This window comes from Mesorhizobium sp. P2_C7 (assembly GCF_056404515.1).
Genome location: NZ_JBFUDW010000028.1, coordinates 17,932 through 35,937, shown reverse-complemented (window position 1 = coordinate 35,937; position 18,006 = coordinate 17,932). Strand labels below are relative to the sequence as shown.

General features: G+C 57.1%; 23 protein-coding genes. 12 read left to right on the top strand and 11 right to left on the bottom strand.

Annotation, left to right across the window (positions count from 1 at the left end; translation table 11 throughout):
- Together AC1D2G_RS33755 and AC1D2G_RS33750 are read left to right on the top strand one after the other, a co-directional pair.
- A partial coding sequence (locus tag AC1D2G_RS33755) for a polysaccharide biosynthesis protein (RefSeq protein ID WP_477419494.1) occupies positions 1–393 on the top strand: 393 nt, incomplete at its 5' end.
- A gap of 425 nt (positions 394–818) precedes the next feature.
- The gene (locus tag AC1D2G_RS33750; RefSeq protein WP_477419492.1) at positions 819–2,093 is read left to right on the top strand and encodes an FAD-dependent oxidoreductase; all 1,275 of its coding nucleotides are present in this window, start codon (positions 819–821) and stop codon (positions 2,091–2,093) included.
- A 40-nt stretch (positions 2,094–2,133) separates the two neighbouring features.
- On the opposite strand, the gene AC1D2G_RS33745 is transcribed toward AC1D2G_RS33750, so the two are convergent.
- Positions 2,134–3,411: a PAN domain-containing protein gene (locus AC1D2G_RS33745; protein WP_477419490.1), complete on the bottom strand. Its 1,278-nt coding sequence runs from the start codon at positions 3,409–3,411 to the stop codon at positions 2,134–2,136.
- A 101-nt stretch (positions 3,412–3,512) separates the two neighbouring features.
- On the opposite strand from AC1D2G_RS33745, the gene AC1D2G_RS33740 reads away from it, so the two are divergent.
- Positions 3,513–3,755, top strand: a complete 243-nt coding sequence (locus AC1D2G_RS33740; protein ID WP_477419488.1) for a hypothetical protein — start codon at positions 3,513–3,515, stop codon at positions 3,753–3,755.
- Positions 3,756–4,054: 299 nt separating this feature from the next.
- Here AC1D2G_RS33740 and AC1D2G_RS33735 read toward each other — a convergent pair whose 3' ends face one another.
- From AC1D2G_RS33735 to AC1D2G_RS33725, 3 genes are all read right to left on the bottom strand, one after another.
- Positions 4,055–4,357 carry a DUF1330 domain-containing protein gene (locus AC1D2G_RS33735; protein WP_477419486.1) on the bottom strand — a complete coding sequence of 101 codons (303 nt, stop codon included), beginning with the start codon at positions 4,355–4,357 and terminating at the stop codon, positions 4,055–4,057.
- Between the two features lie 486 nt (positions 4,358–4,843).
- On the bottom strand, positions 4,844–5,086 hold the full coding sequence (locus AC1D2G_RS33730; protein ID WP_477419484.1) for a hypothetical protein: 243 nt from the start codon (positions 5,084–5,086) through the stop codon (positions 4,844–4,846).
- Positions 5,087–5,097: 11 nt separating this feature from the next.
- Positions 5,098–5,415, bottom strand: coding sequence for a hypothetical protein (locus tag AC1D2G_RS33725; RefSeq protein WP_477419482.1), 318 nt, complete (start codon positions 5,413–5,415; stop codon positions 5,098–5,100).
- 165 nt (positions 5,416–5,580) lie between these two features.
- On the opposite strand from AC1D2G_RS33725, the gene AC1D2G_RS33720 reads away from it, so the two are divergent.
- From AC1D2G_RS33720 to AC1D2G_RS33710, 3 genes are all read left to right on the top strand, one after another.
- A complete protein-coding gene (locus AC1D2G_RS33720; RefSeq protein WP_477419480.1) occupies positions 5,581–5,874 on the top strand; it encodes a ribbon-helix-helix domain-containing protein in 294 nt (97 codons plus the stop codon).
- Positions 5,871–6,116, top strand: coding sequence for a hypothetical protein (locus AC1D2G_RS33715; RefSeq protein ID WP_477419478.1), 246 nt, complete (start codon positions 5,871–5,873; stop codon positions 6,114–6,116). Before AC1D2G_RS33720 ends, AC1D2G_RS33715 begins: the two co-directional genes overlap by 4 nt.
- Before the next feature lie 352 nt (positions 6,117–6,468).
- The gene (locus tag AC1D2G_RS33710; protein WP_477419477.1) at positions 6,469–7,014 is read left to right on the top strand and encodes a DnaJ domain-containing protein; all 546 of its coding nucleotides are present in this window, start codon (positions 6,469–6,471) and stop codon (positions 7,012–7,014) included.
- A 59-nt stretch (positions 7,015–7,073) separates the two neighbouring features.
- On the opposite strand, the gene AC1D2G_RS33705 is transcribed toward AC1D2G_RS33710, so the two are convergent.
- The 4 genes from AC1D2G_RS33705 to AC1D2G_RS33690 all read right to left on the bottom strand — a co-directional run bounded on the left by AC1D2G_RS33705 (position 7,074) and on the right by AC1D2G_RS33690 (position 8,913).
- Positions 7,074–7,265 carry a DUF3606 domain-containing protein gene (locus AC1D2G_RS33705; RefSeq protein WP_477419475.1) on the bottom strand — a complete coding sequence of 64 codons (192 nt, stop codon included), beginning with the start codon at positions 7,263–7,265 and terminating at the stop codon, positions 7,074–7,076.
- Positions 7,266–7,414: 149 nt separating this feature from the next.
- Positions 7,415–7,732 (bottom strand): hypothetical protein, encoded by a 318-nt coding sequence (locus tag AC1D2G_RS33700; RefSeq protein WP_477419473.1) that lies wholly within the window; start codon positions 7,730–7,732, stop codon positions 7,415–7,417.
- Between the two features lie 100 nt (positions 7,733–7,832).
- The gene (locus AC1D2G_RS33695; protein ID WP_477419471.1) at positions 7,833–8,030 is read right to left on the bottom strand and encodes a hypothetical protein; all 198 of its coding nucleotides are present in this window, start codon (positions 8,028–8,030) and stop codon (positions 7,833–7,835) included.
- A 4-nt stretch (positions 8,031–8,034) separates the two neighbouring features.
- A complete protein-coding gene (locus tag AC1D2G_RS33690; RefSeq protein WP_477419469.1) occupies positions 8,035–8,913 on the bottom strand; it encodes an ATP-dependent DNA ligase in 879 nt (292 codons plus the stop codon).
- A 129-nt stretch (positions 8,914–9,042) separates the two neighbouring features.
- On the opposite strand from AC1D2G_RS33690, the gene AC1D2G_RS33685 reads away from it, so the two are divergent.
- The 3 genes from AC1D2G_RS33685 (at position 9,043) to AC1D2G_RS33675 (ending at position 10,970) form a co-directional block, all read left to right on the top strand.
- Positions 9,043–9,249, top strand: a complete 207-nt coding sequence (locus AC1D2G_RS33685; RefSeq protein ID WP_477419467.1) for a DUF3606 domain-containing protein — start codon at positions 9,043–9,045, stop codon at positions 9,247–9,249.
- A 174-nt stretch (positions 9,250–9,423) separates the two neighbouring features.
- Complete coding sequence (locus AC1D2G_RS33680) at positions 9,424–9,684, top strand: helix-turn-helix domain-containing protein (protein ID WP_477419465.1); 261 nt, start codon at positions 9,424–9,426, stop codon at positions 9,682–9,684.
- Positions 9,685–10,250: 566 nt separating this feature from the next.
- Positions 10,251–10,970, top strand: a complete 720-nt coding sequence (locus tag AC1D2G_RS33675; RefSeq protein WP_477419463.1) for a thermonuclease family protein — start codon at positions 10,251–10,253, stop codon at positions 10,968–10,970.
- A gap of 907 nt (positions 10,971–11,877) precedes the next feature.
- Here the strand turns inward: AC1D2G_RS33675 and AC1D2G_RS33670 are convergent.
- On the bottom strand, positions 11,878–12,324 hold the full coding sequence (locus AC1D2G_RS33670; protein WP_477419461.1) for a DUF4145 domain-containing protein: 447 nt from the start codon (positions 12,322–12,324) through the stop codon (positions 11,878–11,880).
- Positions 12,325–12,579: 255 nt separating this feature from the next.
- Positions 12,580–14,235 carry a P-loop ATPase, Sll1717 family gene (locus AC1D2G_RS33665; RefSeq protein WP_477419459.1) on the bottom strand — a complete coding sequence of 552 codons (1,656 nt, stop codon included), beginning with the start codon at positions 14,233–14,235 and terminating at the stop codon, positions 12,580–12,582.
- Positions 14,236–14,357: 122 nt separating this feature from the next.
- On the opposite strand from AC1D2G_RS33665, the gene AC1D2G_RS33660 reads away from it, so the two are divergent.
- Positions 14,358–14,693, top strand: coding sequence for a Rap1a/Tai family immunity protein (locus AC1D2G_RS33660; RefSeq protein ID WP_477419457.1), 336 nt, complete (start codon positions 14,358–14,360; stop codon positions 14,691–14,693).
- A gap of 158 nt (positions 14,694–14,851) precedes the next feature.
- Here the strand turns inward: AC1D2G_RS33660 and AC1D2G_RS33655 are convergent, their stop codons facing one another.
- Positions 14,852–15,529 (bottom strand): HNH endonuclease, encoded by a 678-nt coding sequence (locus AC1D2G_RS33655; RefSeq protein ID WP_477419455.1) that lies wholly within the window; start codon positions 15,527–15,529, stop codon positions 14,852–14,854.
- A 533-nt stretch (positions 15,530–16,062) separates the two neighbouring features.
- On the opposite strand from AC1D2G_RS33655, the gene AC1D2G_RS33650 reads away from it, so the two are divergent.
- Together AC1D2G_RS33650 and AC1D2G_RS33645 are read left to right on the top strand one after the other, a co-directional pair.
- Complete coding sequence (locus AC1D2G_RS33650; RefSeq protein ID WP_477419453.1) at positions 16,063–16,977, top strand: YihY/virulence factor BrkB family protein; 915 nt, start codon at positions 16,063–16,065, stop codon at positions 16,975–16,977.
- Between the two features lie 129 nt (positions 16,978–17,106).
- The gene (locus AC1D2G_RS33645; protein ID WP_477419451.1) at positions 17,107–17,964 is read left to right on the top strand and encodes an NAD(P)H-binding protein; all 858 of its coding nucleotides are present in this window, start codon (positions 17,107–17,109) and stop codon (positions 17,962–17,964) included.
- Positions 17,965–18,006: the final 42 nt, after the last annotated feature.

Sequence of the window (18,006 nt, the reverse complement as noted above, 5' to 3'; positions counted from 1 at the left end):
CAGCAGGAGCGCGGCCGAATTTACGTTCTCGACATGGGCTCGCCGGTGAAGATCGTGGATCTTGCTCGAAATCTCATCCGTCTCTCGGGGCACCGCCCGGACACCGACATTCAGATAGTCTACACCGGGCTTCGGCCTGGGGAAAAGCTTTGCGAGGAACTCTTCGACAACAAGGAAACCTTGAGCGGGACCGGCGCGTCGGGGATCCTGGCCGCATCTCCGCGGTCGATCGAGGGAGCGCTGATCGTGCGCATCTTCGACGAAATGAAGCGCAGGATCGACGCCCAAGATTTGCCCGGCGCCCTACGGCTTCTGAAATCGACCGTCGGAGAGTTTACTCCGGGGAATGAGATTCACCTGCTGATGAGCGGGGAGGACTCGGGCAAGCACTGATCCTTGTCGCGGTGCCACCTGCGATGCTGACAATCGGAAGACCCTGATTCGCCATCGCGCCGGCTGCCTCCCAGAAGTGAGGGCAGGCCGCGCATCGTCTTTGAGAATCGACGCAAGGCCATTAAGCAACCGGTTTCCTAGAGCTGTGCGACGTGTCGCAAGCGTGCTTCAGTCCGACGTCTGTTGTGCGCTCAGCACGGAGATGGGGAGCCCCTCAGAGCGTGTTGCAGCATGCGAGCGTCCAATGCAACAGTTCGGTGCCCGAGCTCTCCAGTAAGGTCGCCTGTGACGCTCAGCTCTGTAAATAGCCAGTTGAAGAAATCACTATCTAGAGACACCGCTCGGCGCGATGCTCGCCGCCGTTTGACTCAAAGGTGGCGCAAGTTCAGTATATTAGCAAATCAGATTTCCCGTGGGCGTAGGCCATGGCGGACAGGGAAAACGGCGAAACTTCGTTGTCCGGCCGCGGTGGGGCTGACTACGACCTGATCATCGTTGGTGGTGGTCTTGCCGGTTCTTCGCTGGCCATCGCTCTGGCAGGTCGCGGGGCCAGGATACTCATTGTTGAACAGCAGGACCCGTTCAGGGATCGCATCCGTGGCGAAGTTCTTATGCCATGGGGAAGTCTTGAGGCGCAGCGGCTGGGCATCTATGATTTGCTTATCAAAAGCTGCGCCATCGAAGCGGGCTATTATACAAGGTTCAGGATTGGCTCACCGCCCGCGGTGCGGGATCTGCACGCCACGACACCAGGCAAGACCTGCTGCGTGACATTCCCCCATCCCGAGATGCAAACGGTTCTCTTAAATCGCGCTGAGATCCTGGGAAGCGAGGTCAGGCGCGGAAGCGCCGTCTCTGCGGTGACATTTGGAAAAATGCCACGCGTTCATATCGGGAGCGATACCAAAGGTGTCTCAGCCCGCTTGGTCGTCCTGGCGGATGGTCGGGATTCACGGCTGCGTTCGCTTCTTGGCTTCGAGGTCAGGCACGACCCGGAGCAACTCATTACGGCCGGTATGATACTGGAAGGCGATGTCGATTGCTCGGAGCTACTCGGGGGCAATGCTGAGCAACCGGCAAATACGATCAACCTCTTCTACGATCCCAGGGCCGCTCGGATGGTCATCGCCATGCGAATTGCGCCCGGGCGTAACCGCATCTACCTGATCTACCACAAAGACGTCCTGCCGAAGCGTCTGTCAGGTCCCCGTTCTGTCGCTGAAATGGTGCGCCAGCTTCAAGCGGTAGGCGCGCCGCGGCATTGGTTTGACCGGGGACGGCAGGCAGGTCCTTTCGCCAGCTTCGATGGATCGCACCGATGGGTCGACAGGCCCTATCGCGATGGAGTTGTGTTGATCGGCGATGCGGCCGCTGCCACCGATCCCGCCTGGGGCAGGGGGCTTTCGAGGACATTACGCGACGTCCGACTACTGAGGGACCGATTGCTGGAGAACGTCGACTGGCGACGGGCGGCGGAGGCGTATGGCCGCGACCATGATGATTTCTACGGTCGGATGCGACAGTTGGAAGCGATGGAAACAACCCTGCTGTTCGAACGCGGAGAGGCGGCTGACCAGCGACGTGAGCATGCCTTTGCGCTTTTTGCTGCCGATCCAACACGTGTTCCCGATGTAGTCGGCCTTGGGCCCGAGGCGCCATCGGATGAGCGGGCTCGTGCCCGCTATTTTGGAGAAATTTGAGGTTGAGAAGACCGCCCGTTGGGCGACGCTCGCGTAGATTTCATTCGAGGCTGATGATCGACGCAGGCGCAAAGGTCGTCATCTTCTTGAGACCGCTGATCATGCCCTCGCCATATCGCGGCGCGCCGATTGCGCCTTTAAGCCAACATTGGCTTTTGCGCTTCATGTAGGTGAATCCGATGCAACGATCGTTTGCAACGCAGGCCAACCTGCACTGGGACCCGGTCACGTTCCTTCCAAAAGGTCTCTGGGAGAGATCTCCCCCAGGCAGGTCGATGTTGTCGAACAAGGCCGTCTTCGGGTCGATCACTCCCATCGAGAATGTGTTGGGATCTGGCTCAGCGCTGCTGAGAAATTTGCCAGAGATGGCAGCCGAGTTACCGTCTGCTCTACCTTGGCTGGCCTTCAGGAAGCAGTTTGGACCGGCCGCGACGCGCGTATCGACATTGAATGTGAATGCCTTGCATTGGCCGCCCATGGATAGGCATGCTCTCGCGCAGTTCGCAGCGTCGCCCGTTCGCTGGGAACTGATGTCATCGCCGTAAAGGTCAAGGCCGGTAAAGACCGCCATCCGTGTCGGACGGCGAGCGTATTGCTCGATCGAAGACAGTTTGGACAGCGACGGGCCATCGACTGCGTCCGTCTGATTTACTGTGGGGGCTGCAGCTGGTGCGGCCGCAGCCGACAGCGGTTCCGCTGACTGTGCCACCGGGGCATCTTTTGATGCCACGGTTGTGGGGGCGCCCTGCTTGCGATCAAGGCCATAGCGCGTGACCTCATCAGGGGTGAAGACATGCATCTCGTTTGGCGGTGTCTTAAACATCACCGTTAAAACTTCAACCGGTGTATTGAAGCGATTGAGAAGTTCGATGATGTCAGAGATGGAAAGCTGGGCGCTGACCAGATCAGCGGAGCCAGACGAGATCTGATGGACGCCCAACTCGCCATCGACCTGGCGCTCAACACCCGCAAGGAAGATAAATGCGCATGCAGAATAGCAGCCGGCCTTTTCCGGGATGTAGGTTGCGAGTTTCCGCTCGTGCACGTCGTCTGCGATCAAAAGGGCGATCTGAACCACGCCGCCAGGGCTATTAAGAACGACCAACTTTGCATTTGGAGCAGCCTCGGCCGCGCGGCGGAAGTTGAGAGCAGCCCCGACATCGATCTCGCCATTGAGAGAAATAGTATCCGAATGGGCGTCATCGACCGTGAATGGACCAAACGAGTGCACTGCTGCGTGGGCAGAACACATGAGCAGTGGCAATAAAGAAGCGACCGATAATAATCGGGTAGCACAATACCAAAACGCACTCAGCACTTTCGCCCCCCATGGCGACTACAGATTTATTGAAGCACCCCCTCGGGGCAAATAGCAAGGGCGGCGCCACCTTGCGATACAACGTGCGAAGGAGGTGGAACATGAGAAAGGCATTTTTGACGATTTTGACCGTCTTGATTGTATGCGCCATGTCCTTTCCGGAACCGGCTATGGCCAAGGGGAAGGGCTTTAGAAAGCAGTTGCAAAAAGCGGCCGACGAAGCAGCCATAGCAAACGGCACCGCCACTCCCGAGCAGAAGGCAAGGGACGCCAAGCGCAAGAAGAGACAAGCCGAGCTTCATGCTATCCGTGCCAAATTGCACTCCGGCAGCGACCCAAAATAAGACTGAAGTAACTGGCCTCAGGATCTAACACACGCCACGCCAGCGCTCTTTCCTGGCGGCGCTGGAGTCTCTCTCAGCTCTTCGTCGGTTTTGGGGTGATCTCCTCGACGCGAGCCTTGTCGCCGACCTTCTTGGCTAGATCGAGCGCCTTTTCCTCGTCCTTGGTCATCAGCATGGTGCGCCAATGCGGCTTCTTTCACCACGTAGGTTGTGGCCGGTTTGTCGTTCATCCTCCGGCCTTGGGAAAATGGCCGGTGCGGCGTGTTTCACCCAAGCCCGCAGCTCGCTTCGCAGCATCGTCACCCAGTGGGTGTTGCGATCCCCTCAAGCGCAATGATCCTGGTGCTGGCGCACCGCTTGCGGATCTCAATAAGGTGGGCGTATTCCGGCGAATTATACCAGCCCATCAATGACCCCATGTCGGGGAATTCGACAATAACCAAACGGTGTGGTTCCCAGTCACCTTCCAGAACCTTGGTCGCACCACCACGACCCAGGTATCGCCCACCGTAGCGCTCCTCGGTGGCCGGAACATCCCGCCGGTATTCCTCGAATGCGGCAGCGTCTTTTATGTCTACATCCGCGATAAGATAGGCGGCCATTTGTGCTCCCTCGCTCTGTCGCCGAACTCCTTCGCCATCGCCAGCGCTTTGGCCGTGTCTTAGGTCGTTACCGGCTTGTGCTCCACCTTTTGCTGCTTCCATCGTTCATACGGATAGGTCCCTATTATATTAGCAGAAGCATATATGTTCGCCAGCCGGCGCGACCGCTTATGCCCCCCGCGCGCCGGTCAGGCCCGGCGTTCTTGCTGGCCACCCCGCCGGTGCAGAGATGCCGGGCCGCCTTAGTCTGAGCGCCGCTGTCCTGGCGTCTTCGGATGGCTGGTGAACGAGATCTTCCGGTCAGGGCGCCCCGATCCCAGTGCATGCAGCCGTGATCTTCGCCTAGGCGGTCGACGAGCGCCTGGATGTCGAGCTCGACATGCCGGCGGCACGTCATGCAGTCGACCGAAAGCCCCGATCCGATCTGCAGGCTTTTTTGCCGAGTGTGTTCTCGACAAAGGGATATTTCATGGTCATGGGATGGCTCTACCCAGCCGTAGGAGGCCGAACCGGTCCTGTCCCAAACCATTGAATGAACGGGGCATCCTTGCCGGTGATGTCCTTGACCGTCTTCAACAGCGCCTCATGCGTGCTTTGCAGCGCCCGGTAATGGTCACTGGTGGGCGATAAAAGCGGCTGGACGATGCTTTTGTGCAGCCGTTCCGCTTCCACCAGAAAGCGGCCGATTTCAGCCTGTGAAAGCTGCTTGGAAGGTTTCGTTCTGGCCATCTGATTTTCTCCTAAGCTGGATCCTCGCGCCAGATCGGCACGCGGTTGATCTTGATTGCTACGAGGCGGCGGATTCGCAGGCCGACCGCTTCGCGCCCGGTCGGCACGAAAGCCTCGACCTCCAGCCTTCCATGATCATTGCCGTTCTCGCATTTGATCCGGAAGGCGAGAGAATCCACGTCGACGTCGCCGAAAATCTGGATCAGGTCGGAAGGCGCGTAATTGTGCAGTCGCTTACAATAGCGACAGCGCACACGCACCAGGCGCATGCTGTCGTTTAGCTTCGACAGCGGAAAGTCGCGATTCTTCGGCGCGTAGGTCTCGGGCATACCCTGAGATGAGGAACATATTCCTGTCGGTCAAGAGGCTCTTGACTCTCACGTTCTCTTTTTGTTCACTGTGCGCCTTGACAACAACAGGGAGGCAGAGATGGCAGCCCAAAGACCACGCCGGCCTCATTGAGCCGATCAAGTTGTCTCAGGAAGGACAGGCCGATGACCCGCATCAGCTTTGCAGTGGACCTTGAGAGCGCCGCCGACGCAATCGCGGACATCTCGCGCGCGGATCTTCAAATCATGCTCCGGCGGGCCGCGCTGATGCTCAGGAACGTTCCGGGAATCGATTTGGAACCGAGGGTCGATGAATCGCTCGCTGGGCTTGCCGCGGAGATGGGCATTTCCAAGCCCGATTTGATCAGGACGATCATCGGCGACTGGCTTGTTGCCAACGCCTATTTGCCGGTGCCTTATGCGCTCGATGAGGATGACAGCGTGGACGGAACGGCATGATCAATCCGCCAAGGCACGCACGGGACTACTCCGATAGAGAGATCGACTGCCAGGAGGCGATGGAGCCGGGCTTCCAGGCAATAGTTGATTGTATGCTGGAAGTCGGCTGGAACCGCGGCGAGATCCTGCAATCGCTAAGGCGGTTGATCGCCGCCGACAACATGACCCAGAAAGAAAATGCCAGGACGGAAGCACAGCTGGCAATCACGCGGGCCATGCTACGCGCAGGGAAGCCACTGTAGCGGAGCTGGAATTTTCGAGTGTTGTCCTTCGCGCCGCAGTTGCGACTGAAGTCCCATGAGGATGCGCAAAGGTCCCAACAGCGAAACAGAAGGAATTCTCGCTCATTAACACGAAACCGACGAGCCGAGTCCCCTCATCGTCGGTTGACTCGGGTGCTCGCCATATTGGGTTGGGCGATATGGCGAGCACTCCATTGCCTTCTTGGCGTAAGCGTAAAGCGCTCCGTAGCGGGGAGCCGGCTTGCGGTGCTGGTAGGGGGCCGCAGAGGCGGCTATTAACCCTTTATTTACGATCAAATTGCGGTGCCGTTCGGCGGGTGCTTTATTAATAGCGCTGGGAGGGGGAGCATCTTTGTTCATTGACTACTACGAGACACTGGAAATTAGCCCGAACGCTAACTCGGAAACGATCGAACGGGTTTTTCGTTATTTTGCCATGCGCTTCCATCCAGACAATCAGGGCACCGGGGATGAAACGCGCTTCAGCGAAATAGTAGAGGCGCATAATACACTGAAAGATCCAGTTAAGCGGGCACAGTATGACATCCAATATAGAGAAAACTTAAAACTTCGCCGCGAGTTGGTAGAGGAAATTACTGGCAATAAAGGCATCGAACGAGACGTTGTAACGCAGGCCAAGGTGCTTTCGCTTCTCTATGTAAAACGCCGACAAGACGTTAACAGTCCCGGTATCGGCGACACGGAGCTAGAGCGGATATCAGGCTGTCCGCGTGAACACCTCGAGTTTCATCTCTGGTATCTGAAAGCAAAGGGATGGATCGGCAGGACCGAAAACGGGACGTTCGCGATCACTGTCGAAGGCATCGATCGAGCCAGCTCTGAATACCGTCGTGAGCCGACCGTGAAACTGCTGGATCATGATCTTCACAGCGCCTAATCTTTTTGCTGGGGCCCGCCGGGAAGCGGGCCGCGCTCACAACGTAGGTGGTCACCGGCTTATCGGTCATCTGGCTCATCGAGCGCGTGTTGCCTGATCAATCCCTGCGCAGCTTTAATCACGGCCTTGCGGCTGTTACCATGTTTTAGGATCAACTCCCAAGCCAGGTCCGGAGTCAAACCGTTCTCCGAGGCGAAATATTCTACCTGATGGTCGTGAATAGCGTCCTGCCTGCGCTTATCGCCGGCCATTTGAGCCTCCGCGCGCCAGTTCGGCAGCCTGATGCTACCGTGGGGAATGGCCGGTGCAGGGGATGCTTGGGTGAAGCGAGCCGCACCGGCCATCGCGGGTCAGTCTTTTTGGATCGTCCCCCGCATTGCCCAAGTTAAATGTATATTAGCTATAGCTCAACTAAGACTGAAGTCCCTAAGCCCCCCCGATCGAACGTCGGCTTCCAGTCGCGGTTGCGCCGCTGCCGATCGCCTTCGTAGTCAGGAATGCAGGTGAAGAACGCCGACCGGCGATCGCGGCTCGCAGCCTTGCAATCCGAGCATCCAAAGCGCCCGACCAAATCCCAATGCATCGAACCGTGTTCGGGGCCGAGCCTCTCGATCAGCGCTTGAATGTCGAGCCTTTTCGATTTGCAGCACGCCGGGTGCCCGCAATGGACACACATGGTTTCTCGGGCGGCCAGGGTGTCGGCGAGGGTCTTGGACATGGCGATCTCCGTTGAAGGGGTCGCCGCAACGGGAGGATTATATTCCTGATATCGATGGYGCCGGCAAGGCCATCAGAGCGAGCCATCTCGTTTATTTTCGCTACGACGGCGAACCGCTCGCAGCGGTTTTGGAATGGTTGAGCTCCACGCCTGTTCCGGTGAAATATTGGCACGCAAACAAGCCCGATGCTTCCTTTTCCTCATGGATAAGCAGTTGGGTGGACGTAGCTATCAACGCTATAGCGGTTCCCGCTGCACTTAAGACTATCAGCACAATGAGACCGGTGATCAATTGCATCTCCTCACTCCTCCCGAAAATCCTGGAGCGAAGCGTGGCGAAGGTCTTCCTCGCCGCGTAGGTGCTTCACGCGGCCGATCAGCCCCGGCTTAACCCATTGCGTAGCCGACCGCTTCATGCCCTTGGGCGCCGTCCCTGCGTGGGCCTGGACGCGTGCCCAGAGCCGTTCGCGCATCTCGTGGTTGAGCGTGATGAAAGCCGAGCCTACATAGCGGCCGGTGCCGCGCTCTGCCATCAGTGCGAAGGCTGGCTTGCCCGCTTCACGCTCGACGCCGAGCAGCTCGTATTCATCGATCGAGTAGCATTTCGCCTTCAGCCAATTCGTCGACGGGCCGCTGCGATATTTGCTGTCGCGGCGCTTGGACACCATGCCCTCGAGCCCGGCCTTGTCCAGCAGATGAAAGATGGCCTTGGCTTCGCCTGGCAGCGCCTCGCTGAACTGGATACGCCCGCCGGGCTCAATCATGCCGGCGAGGATCTCGCGCCGCTCCTCTAGCGGCATGTCGCGAAGATCGTGACCATTGAGGTGAAGCAGATCGAAGGCTACGAAATAGAGGTCGTGCTGGCGGCTGGTGATGGCTTTGCGCAGCGCCTTGAAGTCGGACAGCCCGGCCTCATTGGTGACGATCACCTCGCCGTCGATGATGGCGCTTTCGACCTTTATCTCACCGGCCGCCTTGACGAGGTCGCGGTATTTGGACGTCCAGTCCAGACCACGACGCGTGTAGATGCGCACGCCGCCAGCACCCCTAATGATTTGGGAGCGGTAGCCGTCGAACTTCACTTCATGAATCCAGCCATCGCCCTCCGGCGGCTTCTCCACCAGGGTCGGCATCAACGGAGGTATGAACGACAGCCGGTTCCCGCCGGTTGGCTTGCGCATCGGAACCCCACGCAACATCGAATTCGATTCAATATCGCATGGTTGTTTCGGTTCCGTTAGCTCTCGCTAAAAGAGCAGGGGCGGAACCTTAGGCCGAGGAACCGGTTTTTCTGACAGGAGGAAATGGCCATGACCGCGCACCAGATCGAACACTATCCCGACCGTCGCAGACCAGTGCTAACTGACGATGCCTGCGAGGTCGCCCACTTCGCCCGAAAGTTTCATCTCACAATGCCGGAAGCGAGAATGCTTATGAAACAGCATGGCAATAATCACGCCCGCCTGGAGAGGGAGGCGCGAAGGCTTGCTTATCAGCGCGATGACAAGGCTGGCTGATCTCGGCCCGCCGATCATTGGCAGGCTGCACGTTAGAAAAGCCGAGAGTGACAGGAACATTTCCATATCTGCTCGGCAGGCGGTCACCGGCGCGGCAGGGGATCTGGCACGAACAACCCGGCACACGCCAATTAATCTCGATTCCTAAAGTGATCTTTGGACTGGAGACGCCGTTTGGGAAACCTGACCGCAGAGCAGTCGCGAGCAGCACGGGAGCTATTACACACGTCCCGTGTGCGGCTTGGCGCCAAGTCCAATCTTATCGAAGCCACGATCCGCGATTTTGAGATCGGCCGCAGGATTCCGCATCCGGGCACACTTACCCGCATACGACAAGCACTGGAGGGAGCCGGTGTTGTCTTTACATCGGGAGGGCCGTCGTTGACCAATCTCTCTCAAGGCGAACTTGGCGTAATCGGCTCCAATGAAATGTAGTGCGCTGCGCTGAGGAGGGGCGAGCGGACGGGGCGGTTTGGCCAGCACGGAGTGTATCATTTTAGCACAATCCCTAATTGGTAGACTCGCGCGATGCAGCGGCAGTTAATCTCGCCCGTCAGGCCCAAGGGAGGGAAAGGCCTAAGGGAGGAAAAAACGATGTCCGTGCAAAAAGAAGACTATCGAACGAACAGAGCCGACTATGCGATCGCCGCACATGGCCGAAAGACCGCTGATGATGACAACCGCGAAGAGCTACTGGCAAAAAAGAGGTCGCAGTGGCTGAGAGATCGGCGAACCGCTAGATTGACCGCAAACCCGTCCGAAAGCCTGCCAGGACCGAAAGCCAGGTTGCGGGCTAGTTAGCGCGTCCCGAAACCTGCGGGGCCGGCCCGCTGGACTCCAGACCAAAACAGTCGCATCCTCTCGTCGGGGAGAGGGGTTTGGACAAATTCCGATACGACAATCGGTCTGACCAATGGCGCAAACGGAGAGGCGCACGGCGGCTGCGCGCACACCTGCTGGCAAGCGTTCCGAAGCGGCTCGTGTTCGTTATGCTCGCGGCAATGGCCGCCTATGCGACGCAGTTCGTCGTGCAGCGCAGTGAAAGCGCTCCCGACCTCAACCTGTCTCACTGGATTGGGTCGACACCGGCACCGATCGCCGGGGTGGCATCAGTCATCGACGGCGACACGATCGAGATCCATGGACAGCGCATCCGCTTCAATGGCATCGACGCGCCCGAGTCAGCTCAGCAATGCGACGACGCCAAGGGCTTTCGCTACCAGTGCGGTGCGAAGGCCGCGGCGGCACTCGACGGGTTCCTAGCGGCCTCGAGGCCAGTCCAATGCAGCTTTGTCAGTTGGGATCGCTACGGCCGCTTTGTAGGCGACTGCCGGCGTGCCGACGGCGCCAGCATAGCCGGGTGGATGGTCGAGCACGGCCAGGCGCTCGACTGGCCCCGCTACAACCACGGCGCCTATGCAGGACAGCAGGCGAAAGCTGAGGCGGCGAAGGTCGGTATGTGGGTCGGAACGTTTCAGGCGCCTAGGGATTGGCGGGCAGAGCATCGCGACGGTGGACAGTCGACCAGCGCACCTCTCTTCGCTGCGCGCAACGGTGGGTGCAACATCAAGGGCAACATTTCGGTCGACGGCGAGCGCATCTATCACATTCCTGGGCAGAAATTTTATGGCCTGACGAAGATCACTGAGGCCAAGGGCGAAAGGTGGTTTTGCTCTGAAGACGAAGCCCAGGCCGCAGGTTGGCGACGATCGAAACGATGACGATCCTGGAGCGGTGCCAGCGCGGGGACGGCGAGCGAGCGATATGCGAAGGCGATAGGGGGCGGTAAGATGATCCATTTCTTTCCAATCTCAGCCATAAGCGAAGCCAGACCAGCGAGTGCCACCCTTTCGTCCAACTATAGCGGCAATTTCTTGGCGGTGGCGTGGGACGTCGACGCCTGTAAGATCGCGACTTTCGCCAGAAACAGCCAGTCTCTGTTTGAGTCATATAGGCACTGCCAGAGGCTGTCAGTGATTCAGGCACTTCGTAGCATCGGCCCCGATCAAGACACCCTGCGAACGCCTGTGAGGACTGTTGGGGTCGACCGGAACCGCTAGCCTCGAACCGGAAGCGATTTTCCCGGACCGGAAGGGTTGAAGCTTGTATCTCCCGGTCCTCACAGAAGTTCGTCCGCTCGAAGCGCGGTAAGCGCCGAAGGCCGCGCAGGGAGGGGCGCGAAGCGCCCGCCTAGACGGGCTTACCCGCTTCGTGTGGCACTAGCCGCGATCGAACCTTGCTCGTTCACCTGCAAGCGCGAGCCCTATCAGACGGTCGAGGCGCTCGACACATGCTAAGGGCGCGGTGTGATCCGCGCCCTTCTTCATTCACGCCCGGTTATGCGGTCAATCAGTGTGCTGAAGACGCCGGCTGGTCGATAGCAGGTGGCGGACCTCCGCACCCACGCATTGTCATTGCAATCCGTCCCGAATTTGTGAGGAACCGGGCGATAGCCCTTCGTTCTCATGCAGGCTATTACATAACCGGATTGTTCCCACATATCGCCCTCGCTTGGTTTGTCAGGGCCGTAAATGTTGACCTCATCGACCCTACATTGAGCGATGGCAAGCTCCTTGCCATCGTCGCACCCCGCAAGCGCCAACATCGGCATTACGACAAGCCATTTTCTCATGAGGGCTTCCGCTGCCCCGCCGCGATCTGTTTGGCCTTTACGGCGGCAAGCTTGGCGGGACGAACGAACAGCCGGTCGAGCAGGTCGGCCGTAAGCTCTTCCAACGCCTCAGCTTCAGCAGACGTGTATGGATCGACATCATGAGCCGCGTCATTGCCGTCCAGGGCTGCCACGTCAGCAAGCTCGATGATATCTTCCTCGAGAATCTTCATATCACCAAGCGCCTTCAACCGGCTGCGCAGGGCGTCTGCCGGGCTCCTTCCGGTGAGCCGGGCGTCGTTCGCATATAAATGTTTGCTGGCGACGTCGATGGTTTTGCGGAAGATTGCGCCGGCTGCTTCAAAGCGGCCGAGCGCTTTACAGACTGCTGCCTCGACAAAAAGGGCATTGATACGGGGAGGAACATACTCGGACAGGATCGGCTCAATGGCCACAATCTTCACCGCCTCCCTAGCGACCGCTACATTTCTAGGATGGCTATCCAGATTGTCATAGCTCTGCGGCCCATTGCCCCCGCCAATCAAACAATCGTAAATCGAAATCCTGCTACACGCTTGGCATGCGACCGAAATCTCCCACGCATTTCCGGCAATAAGTGAAGACCCGACCAGGTTAAGTTGGACGTGCGTAACTCCGCAACGTATGCAATCACGCACAAGAAATGCCATGTGCCCACTTGTCCCTTAATATAAATTGGCTCACCGAGACTGATCCTGAACGTTCAAGGCTCTGTGAAGCATGGGATGTATATGTATCTTTGTTTCTAGATCAATCGCATCAGGGCTGATAACGGGGACATCCTGATATGAGTAAATGTATCGCTCTCCGGCAGATGTTTTTAGTCCTATAGCGCCAATTCTATATAGCTCACTGATCAATATGCGCGCGACACCAAGCATATTGTCTTCCGAACCATCCTGCATGTAACGGACAACCATTTCCTTAATCGGGTCGTTTTTCCAGGCAGGCGACTGGTCTACTTCGAGAACGAAATCATCTAGAAATTCTTTCGCGGCTATCTCAGTCGACGCAAAGCGACCCCTTCTATTCGACAGTAGGCGAAAGGCGATCGACAATGATGGAAAGGCGCTTTGCCATTCTTGAATCAACGCTTGCATGCGTATGCGCGAATATTCCGACTCGGCCTCCTTGACTACCCTTGCGGTAACCTCCTTGTCCCCCTGAGCTCTCTCGAAGCACTCATTTATAAACGAGATTACGTCTCTAGGTCGGTAGAGAGTTCTCTCAAGGATGTAGTCCAGTGGATCTTTTTGACCAATCTTATTGCGGAACACATCATGGAACGTCACATTGTCCGATGTGTATTTTCTCCGATATAGGAGATTGAAACGCTTTCTGACCACTTCTTTTAGCTGATCTTCTGTCCATATTACGCGAAGAAAATAGTCATCATACTTCTCTCTTTGAAATCCAATGTCCCTCGTTTCCTGAACGACTCTTTCAAGAACATCCTCGCGGATGGCAACCACTGCTTTCAGATTCGGTATCTTGTTAAATGTGCGAAGGCACTCGATTAGCGCTCTAATAAGATCAAAACGAATTTCTTCGTCTACCCACTTTTCGTCCAGGCGATCAATTAGGATATAATATGTCCCAACATACTTCTCTGCATTGTCAACATTTGATAGCAGCTCAAGAACTCGATTTAGGTCGGCGAGCTGGGCAGAATTGACGATCTTCTTAGCACGAGCAACCAACTCGGATCTCTTTTCCGAGCTTAATGTTCTTGTGTAGCCAGCCCTAGTAGAAAACTTCTCGACTTCAACGCCCAGCTCTCCTGTAATTTGCGATTCGAGCTTCGACGTTAACTCCTTAATGTTCTCGTCCATTGTGATAAAAAAGCGACCCTGCCATAGCGCAAGGTATTTCAGAGCAGATGCTCTGCGATCGTCAGCCCGGAAAAATTCTTTAAGCCATCCAAAAACTTCATTGGAACGCTCTGCATTCTTAACGTTGTATCTCAACCTGATATATTCCAGGCAAAGGACATGTTTCCATAGCGCTTGAAAAAAGAGATCCAAGTCGACTTCGAGAGACTTGAGGAAGCGAATGATGTCGGAGTTTGCCACATAATCCATCGATAGCCCAGGAAGGTCTACTACGGATGTCGTTTTTGGAAATTGCTGTTCTATTTTTCTCAAAATGGCAGTTTTCCCGCTGCCCGTTCGGGCCGAGACGAACATCTTCGAGTTCTTAGAACTGCGAGCAGCTTCCAGTGCTGGGTGGTCAACGAAGCACTCGAATAGAAAGTCACCGTCCGCCTCAGCGGATATGTTCCCGATCGTGGTATCAGGACGTATTACAACGGGATTATGTTTGAAATCTTTTGCCATCTTCCCCCCCCAGTCGCTTGATGTTTAGCTGTTGGCCTGGGTAGGCGCAATGTGGCGTCCGAGTTGTGAACAGATGGCGCAGCGGCTAGTCTTCTCGCTGACTACTCGCACTGGGTGGGAACATGAACCGAGTTGGAGCAATAGCGTTTATCGCCGCTGGGCTGGTTCCGTCGCAGGCTTTGGCTGTCAGCACACAGGAGCTTCTGAATGCGTGCCAAAGCGCAAAAGAATCGGGCGATAACTTATTTTGCCTGGGCTATGTCACAGGCGTCGCCGAGGCGATGAATCAGTTGCTGGGGCCGGATGCCAAAGGCAGGTATTGTCCCAAAGCATCTATAAGCTACGGCGCCTTTCAGCAGGTATTTGTGAACTGGGCGCAGCGACACCCTGAAAAATGGTCGGCGACAGCGTTCTCGGGGGTAAGCCAGGCTCTTCGTAAAACGTGGCCCTGCCCGTAATTTGCGAAGCCCACATATCCGTCCCTACAAAACTTGGCCCGTTGTGTGCTACAAAACCGAGCCTGGTGTGCGATTGAAATCAATAGCCTTAATATACTCTCTGCGTTTCCCGCTCTCTCCGCCAAGGGCGAAGGTATGGCAGACGGCAGGCTTTTTACCTAGCTTACCAGGCCAAGAGGTTCGCGGGCTTCCTCTACAGTGAACCAATGTTTCCGCGTCACCACAAGCCGGTGAAGTGCGCGATGGCAGCATGCACAGAGAAGCGCCATGTCGGTGGTCGTGGTTGTCCGCTCTCCCGCCGCTACAGGTGATGTGTTGTGGTGCACTTCGAATATCGCGCTGCGAACAGGCGCCTCGAACTCACTTCCCGTTCTGCCACATAGATCGCATGACAATCCCATTGCCTTCCGCTGTTTCAACACGCGCTCTCTTACGCCAATTGCCCGCTCTCGAACTAGATGTGTTCTGAACTTCTGCCCACCTTCAGTAAGTCCCAGATCATCCTCGGTTGGCGGCAAGATCGTGCCGTTAGCGAGGTCCCACTGCATGACACGGCCTGAGCCCCATCCCCCTTTGGAAGGCGCGAATCCGAGACAGACCACGATCTGCTCATGTGCCTGACGGTTCAGGTAGTTGTAGAGGACATTTGCAGGTGAAAAGAACTTACCGCTTCCTTTGCCACCACGACCCCAGCGCCGGACCATCTCAGCCCAAACATCTGGTGCTTCTTCCTCTACCAGCGCTTGAAAGAATTGAGTGGTGAACGGCCCTGACAATCGCTCTCGGATGGCGTCCCAGCGCTTGTTGATCATCGGGAAAATTTCTTGTGCTGTCATAAGCTTCGCCTGCCGTCGTTCTACTCAGACCGGATCCCATGTGGATCATCCGCTTGAGTGTAACACTTAGCATTTTCTAATTGATGCTAAGTAGTTGAAAAAACCATCAGAAAAGAAGCTTGGCTGGGGAACCTGGATCCTAATCCCGCTAGCGGCGCCGCCCAGAGGTGAAGGCCCCAGCAAGCCGCTGCTGCAGCCATATCCGGCATGTGGGCCAGAGATGTTGCTGCGGCATGATGTGGGAACCTTGCAGGACGATCTTTGTCATGAGCCAAAAACCGACGAAGCCGCGGTTAGACGGTCGTGGGATCCAGTAGGGGCACTGCCGGCGCTAGCCTTTAAAGGGGTTTGAGCCGTGACTTGGACGTGGCCCCCGGTCGGAACATCGGAAGTTCTGGCGCATTGCTAGTGGATGCCATTGCCGCTCACCCTACGGATTCGAAGTGCGACCCTCGATCACAAATGTATGGGACTTGGTGCGAGAAAGCGTAGTCGGCTTCATCGACGACAATGCTCTTAGTCATGGCGCTGCGATGGCTTTCTACGCCGCCACGTCGCTGGCGCCAATTTTGCTGATTGTGGTCGCTATCGCGGGTCTCGTTTTCGGTCATGATGCTGCACAATTGGCTTTGTCTGCCCAGATCTCCGGGCTGATGGGACCAGAAAGCGCAAGTCTCCTTCAGACCGCGCTCGAGAGCGCATCCGGCAAATCATCCGGGACTTGGGCGGCGGTCATTGGCATCGTCACCTTGTTCGTGACCGCTTCTGGCGTCTTTGGTGAAATGCAGCAGTCGCTGAACACAATTTGGAAGGTCGAACCTCAGGGGAGTTCGTTGTCGCGTATAGTCCGGGCCCGTGCAGCAAGCCTGGGTTTGGTCGCTGCGCTCGGTTTCATGTTGCTCGTGTCTCTCGTTGCGAGCGCAGCGATCTCGGTGCTGGGCAATTTTATCAACGCTCAGATCCCGTTCGGCACAATCGTCCTCGGCGTGATCAACACGGTCGTTTCGTTTGTCCTGATCTCGGCGATGTTCGCTGCAATCTACAAAGTCTTGCCGGATCGGACCCTCCAATGGCGCGACGTAGGGATTGGTGCTGTGGTGACCGCTGCCCTGTTCACCCTCGGAAAATCACTTATCGGGTGGTATATCGGCACCAGTGCGATCGCATCCTCGTATGGGGCCGCCGGCGGACTGCTCGTCATACTCCTCTGGGTTTACTACTCATCGGAAATCTTTCTTCTCGGCGCCGAATTCACTCGCGCCTATTCCGTTCGACATGGCAGCAGATCCGATCTGGACGCGCTGGTTCACAGTGCTTTGCCCGCAAGAGTCGTCCCAGTGCGCGCTAAGCAAAAGTCCAACTCTGCCGGCGTCGTCGTGTTGTTGGCGGTGGCGTGCGCGAGCGCAACGATGACCGCGCTTATGCTGCTGGGTCTTCGCCGCCCGTAAACCTGCCGGCCAGCAGACATTCGGCAGGCATGCGAAGAGAAGGGATGGCGAGGCAATGGATTCTGATGATCTCAACACGAAACGGATCGTCACTGTGTCGGCGGAACAGGCTTTCTCGGGCGCAGGATTGTGAAGCGGCTCCTAGAAGGGGGGGGCACGGTCCGCGCCGCATGCCGCCACTTGGCTCGCGTGGGCCCGATCTTTTCATCGACTGGAAGGATGCCCGAAGCAGTCGAGGCGAACATATTGGATGCAGCCTCGATCGGCTCGGCCATTGCCGGATCACAGGCGATCGTGAATGCTGTCAGTCTTTATGTCGAGCAGGGCGTCCAGACATTCGAACGCGTGCACGTGAAAGCCGCGGCGGATCTCGCCGCCGCGGCGCACGAGGGCAAGGTCGACCAGTTCATCCATGTTTCGGGGATCGGCTCCGATCCTAAATCGGATTCGAATTACATCGGTGCACGTGGGCGCGGAGAAGTAGCGGTGAAGAGCGCATTTCCCGGCGCTTTCATTGTGCCTCCCGCCGTCATGACAGGACCTGACGACGCTTTCCTCACGACTATTGTGAGACTGATCCGCCTCCTGCCGGTCTATCCGGTGTTCGGCGATGGTGGCACACGGCTTCAACCGGTCTACGTGGAAGACGTCGCAGAAGCAGTGAGCGTGCTGATCGACGGGCGAAACCACAGGGGTTCCTCCATATTCGAATTCGGTGGCCCGCGCATCTATACCTATAACGAACTGCTTAGGGAGATCGCCCCACAGCTCCATACGAATATCAAGCTGATGCCGGTGCCGTTTGCGGTGTGGAAGGCCTTGGCTGGCGTCGCGGAACTCCTTCCGGTCGCGCCCATAACGCGCAACCAGGTCGATCTTATGCGTCACGACAATGTGGCAGCAATCGACGTGCCAGGCCTGAAGGAACTCGACATCGAGCCACGGGACATCGACGAAGCGATCCGCTTGATCGAACAGCGCGCGTAATGCAGCTTCGCGCTCGGCCGGCGTCAGCCCGGCGGCCTGCCA

Coding starts and splice junctions, on each gene's coding strand:
- AC1D2G_RS33725 (WP_477419482.1), bottom strand. CDS start 5,415: ATGCCCGAGACCTACGCGCCGAAGAATCGCGACTTTCCGCTGTCGAAG.
- AC1D2G_RS33660 (WP_477419457.1), top strand. CDS start 14,358: ATGAACCGAGTTGGAGCAATAGCGTTTATCGCCGCTGGGCTGGTTCCG.
- AC1D2G_RS33700 (WP_477419473.1), bottom strand. CDS start 7,732: ATGTCCAAGACCCTCGCCGACACCCTGGCCGCCCGAGAAACCATGTGT.
- AC1D2G_RS33750 (WP_477419492.1), top strand. CDS start 819: ATGGCGGACAGGGAAAACGGCGAAACTTCGTTGTCCGGCCGCGGTGGG.
- AC1D2G_RS33695 (WP_477419471.1), bottom strand. CDS start 8,030: ATGCAATTGATCACCGGTCTCATTGTGCTGATAGTCTTAAGTGCAGCG.
- AC1D2G_RS33675 (WP_477419463.1), top strand. CDS start 10,251: ATGGCCGCCTATGCGACGCAGTTCGTCGTGCAGCGCAGTGAAAGCGCT.
- AC1D2G_RS33735 (WP_477419486.1), bottom strand. CDS start 4,357: ATGGCCGCCTATCTTATCGCGGATGTAGACATAAAAGACGCTGCCGCA.
- AC1D2G_RS33715 (WP_477419478.1), top strand. CDS start 5,871: ATGATCAATCCGCCAAGGCACGCACGGGACTACTCCGATAGAGAGATC.
- AC1D2G_RS33705 (WP_477419475.1), bottom strand. CDS start 7,265: ATGGCCGGCGATAAGCGCAGGCAGGACGCTATTCACGACCATCAGGTA.
- AC1D2G_RS33730 (WP_477419484.1), bottom strand. CDS start 5,086: ATGGCCAGAACGAAACCTTCCAAGCAGCTTTCACAGGCTGAAATCGGC.
- AC1D2G_RS33685 (WP_477419467.1), top strand. CDS start 9,043: ATGACCGCGCACCAGATCGAACACTATCCCGACCGTCGCAGACCAGTG.
- AC1D2G_RS33740 (WP_477419488.1), top strand. CDS start 3,513: ATGAGAAAGGCATTTTTGACGATTTTGACCGTCTTGATTGTATGCGCC.
- AC1D2G_RS33655 (WP_477419455.1), bottom strand. CDS start 15,529: ATGACAGCACAAGAAATTTTCCCGATGATCAACAAGCGCTGGGACGCC.
- AC1D2G_RS33720 (WP_477419480.1), top strand. CDS start 5,581: ATGACCCGCATCAGCTTTGCAGTGGACCTTGAGAGCGCCGCCGACGCA.
- AC1D2G_RS33690 (WP_477419469.1), bottom strand. CDS start 8,913: ATGCGCAAGCCAACCGGCGGGAACCGGCTGTCGTTCATACCTCCGTTG.
- AC1D2G_RS33665 (WP_477419459.1), bottom strand. CDS start 14,235: ATGGCAAAAGATTTCAAACATAATCCCGTTGTAATACGTCCTGATACC.
- AC1D2G_RS33650 (WP_477419453.1), top strand. CDS start 16,063: ATGGCTTTCTACGCCGCCACGTCGCTGGCGCCAATTTTGCTGATTGTG.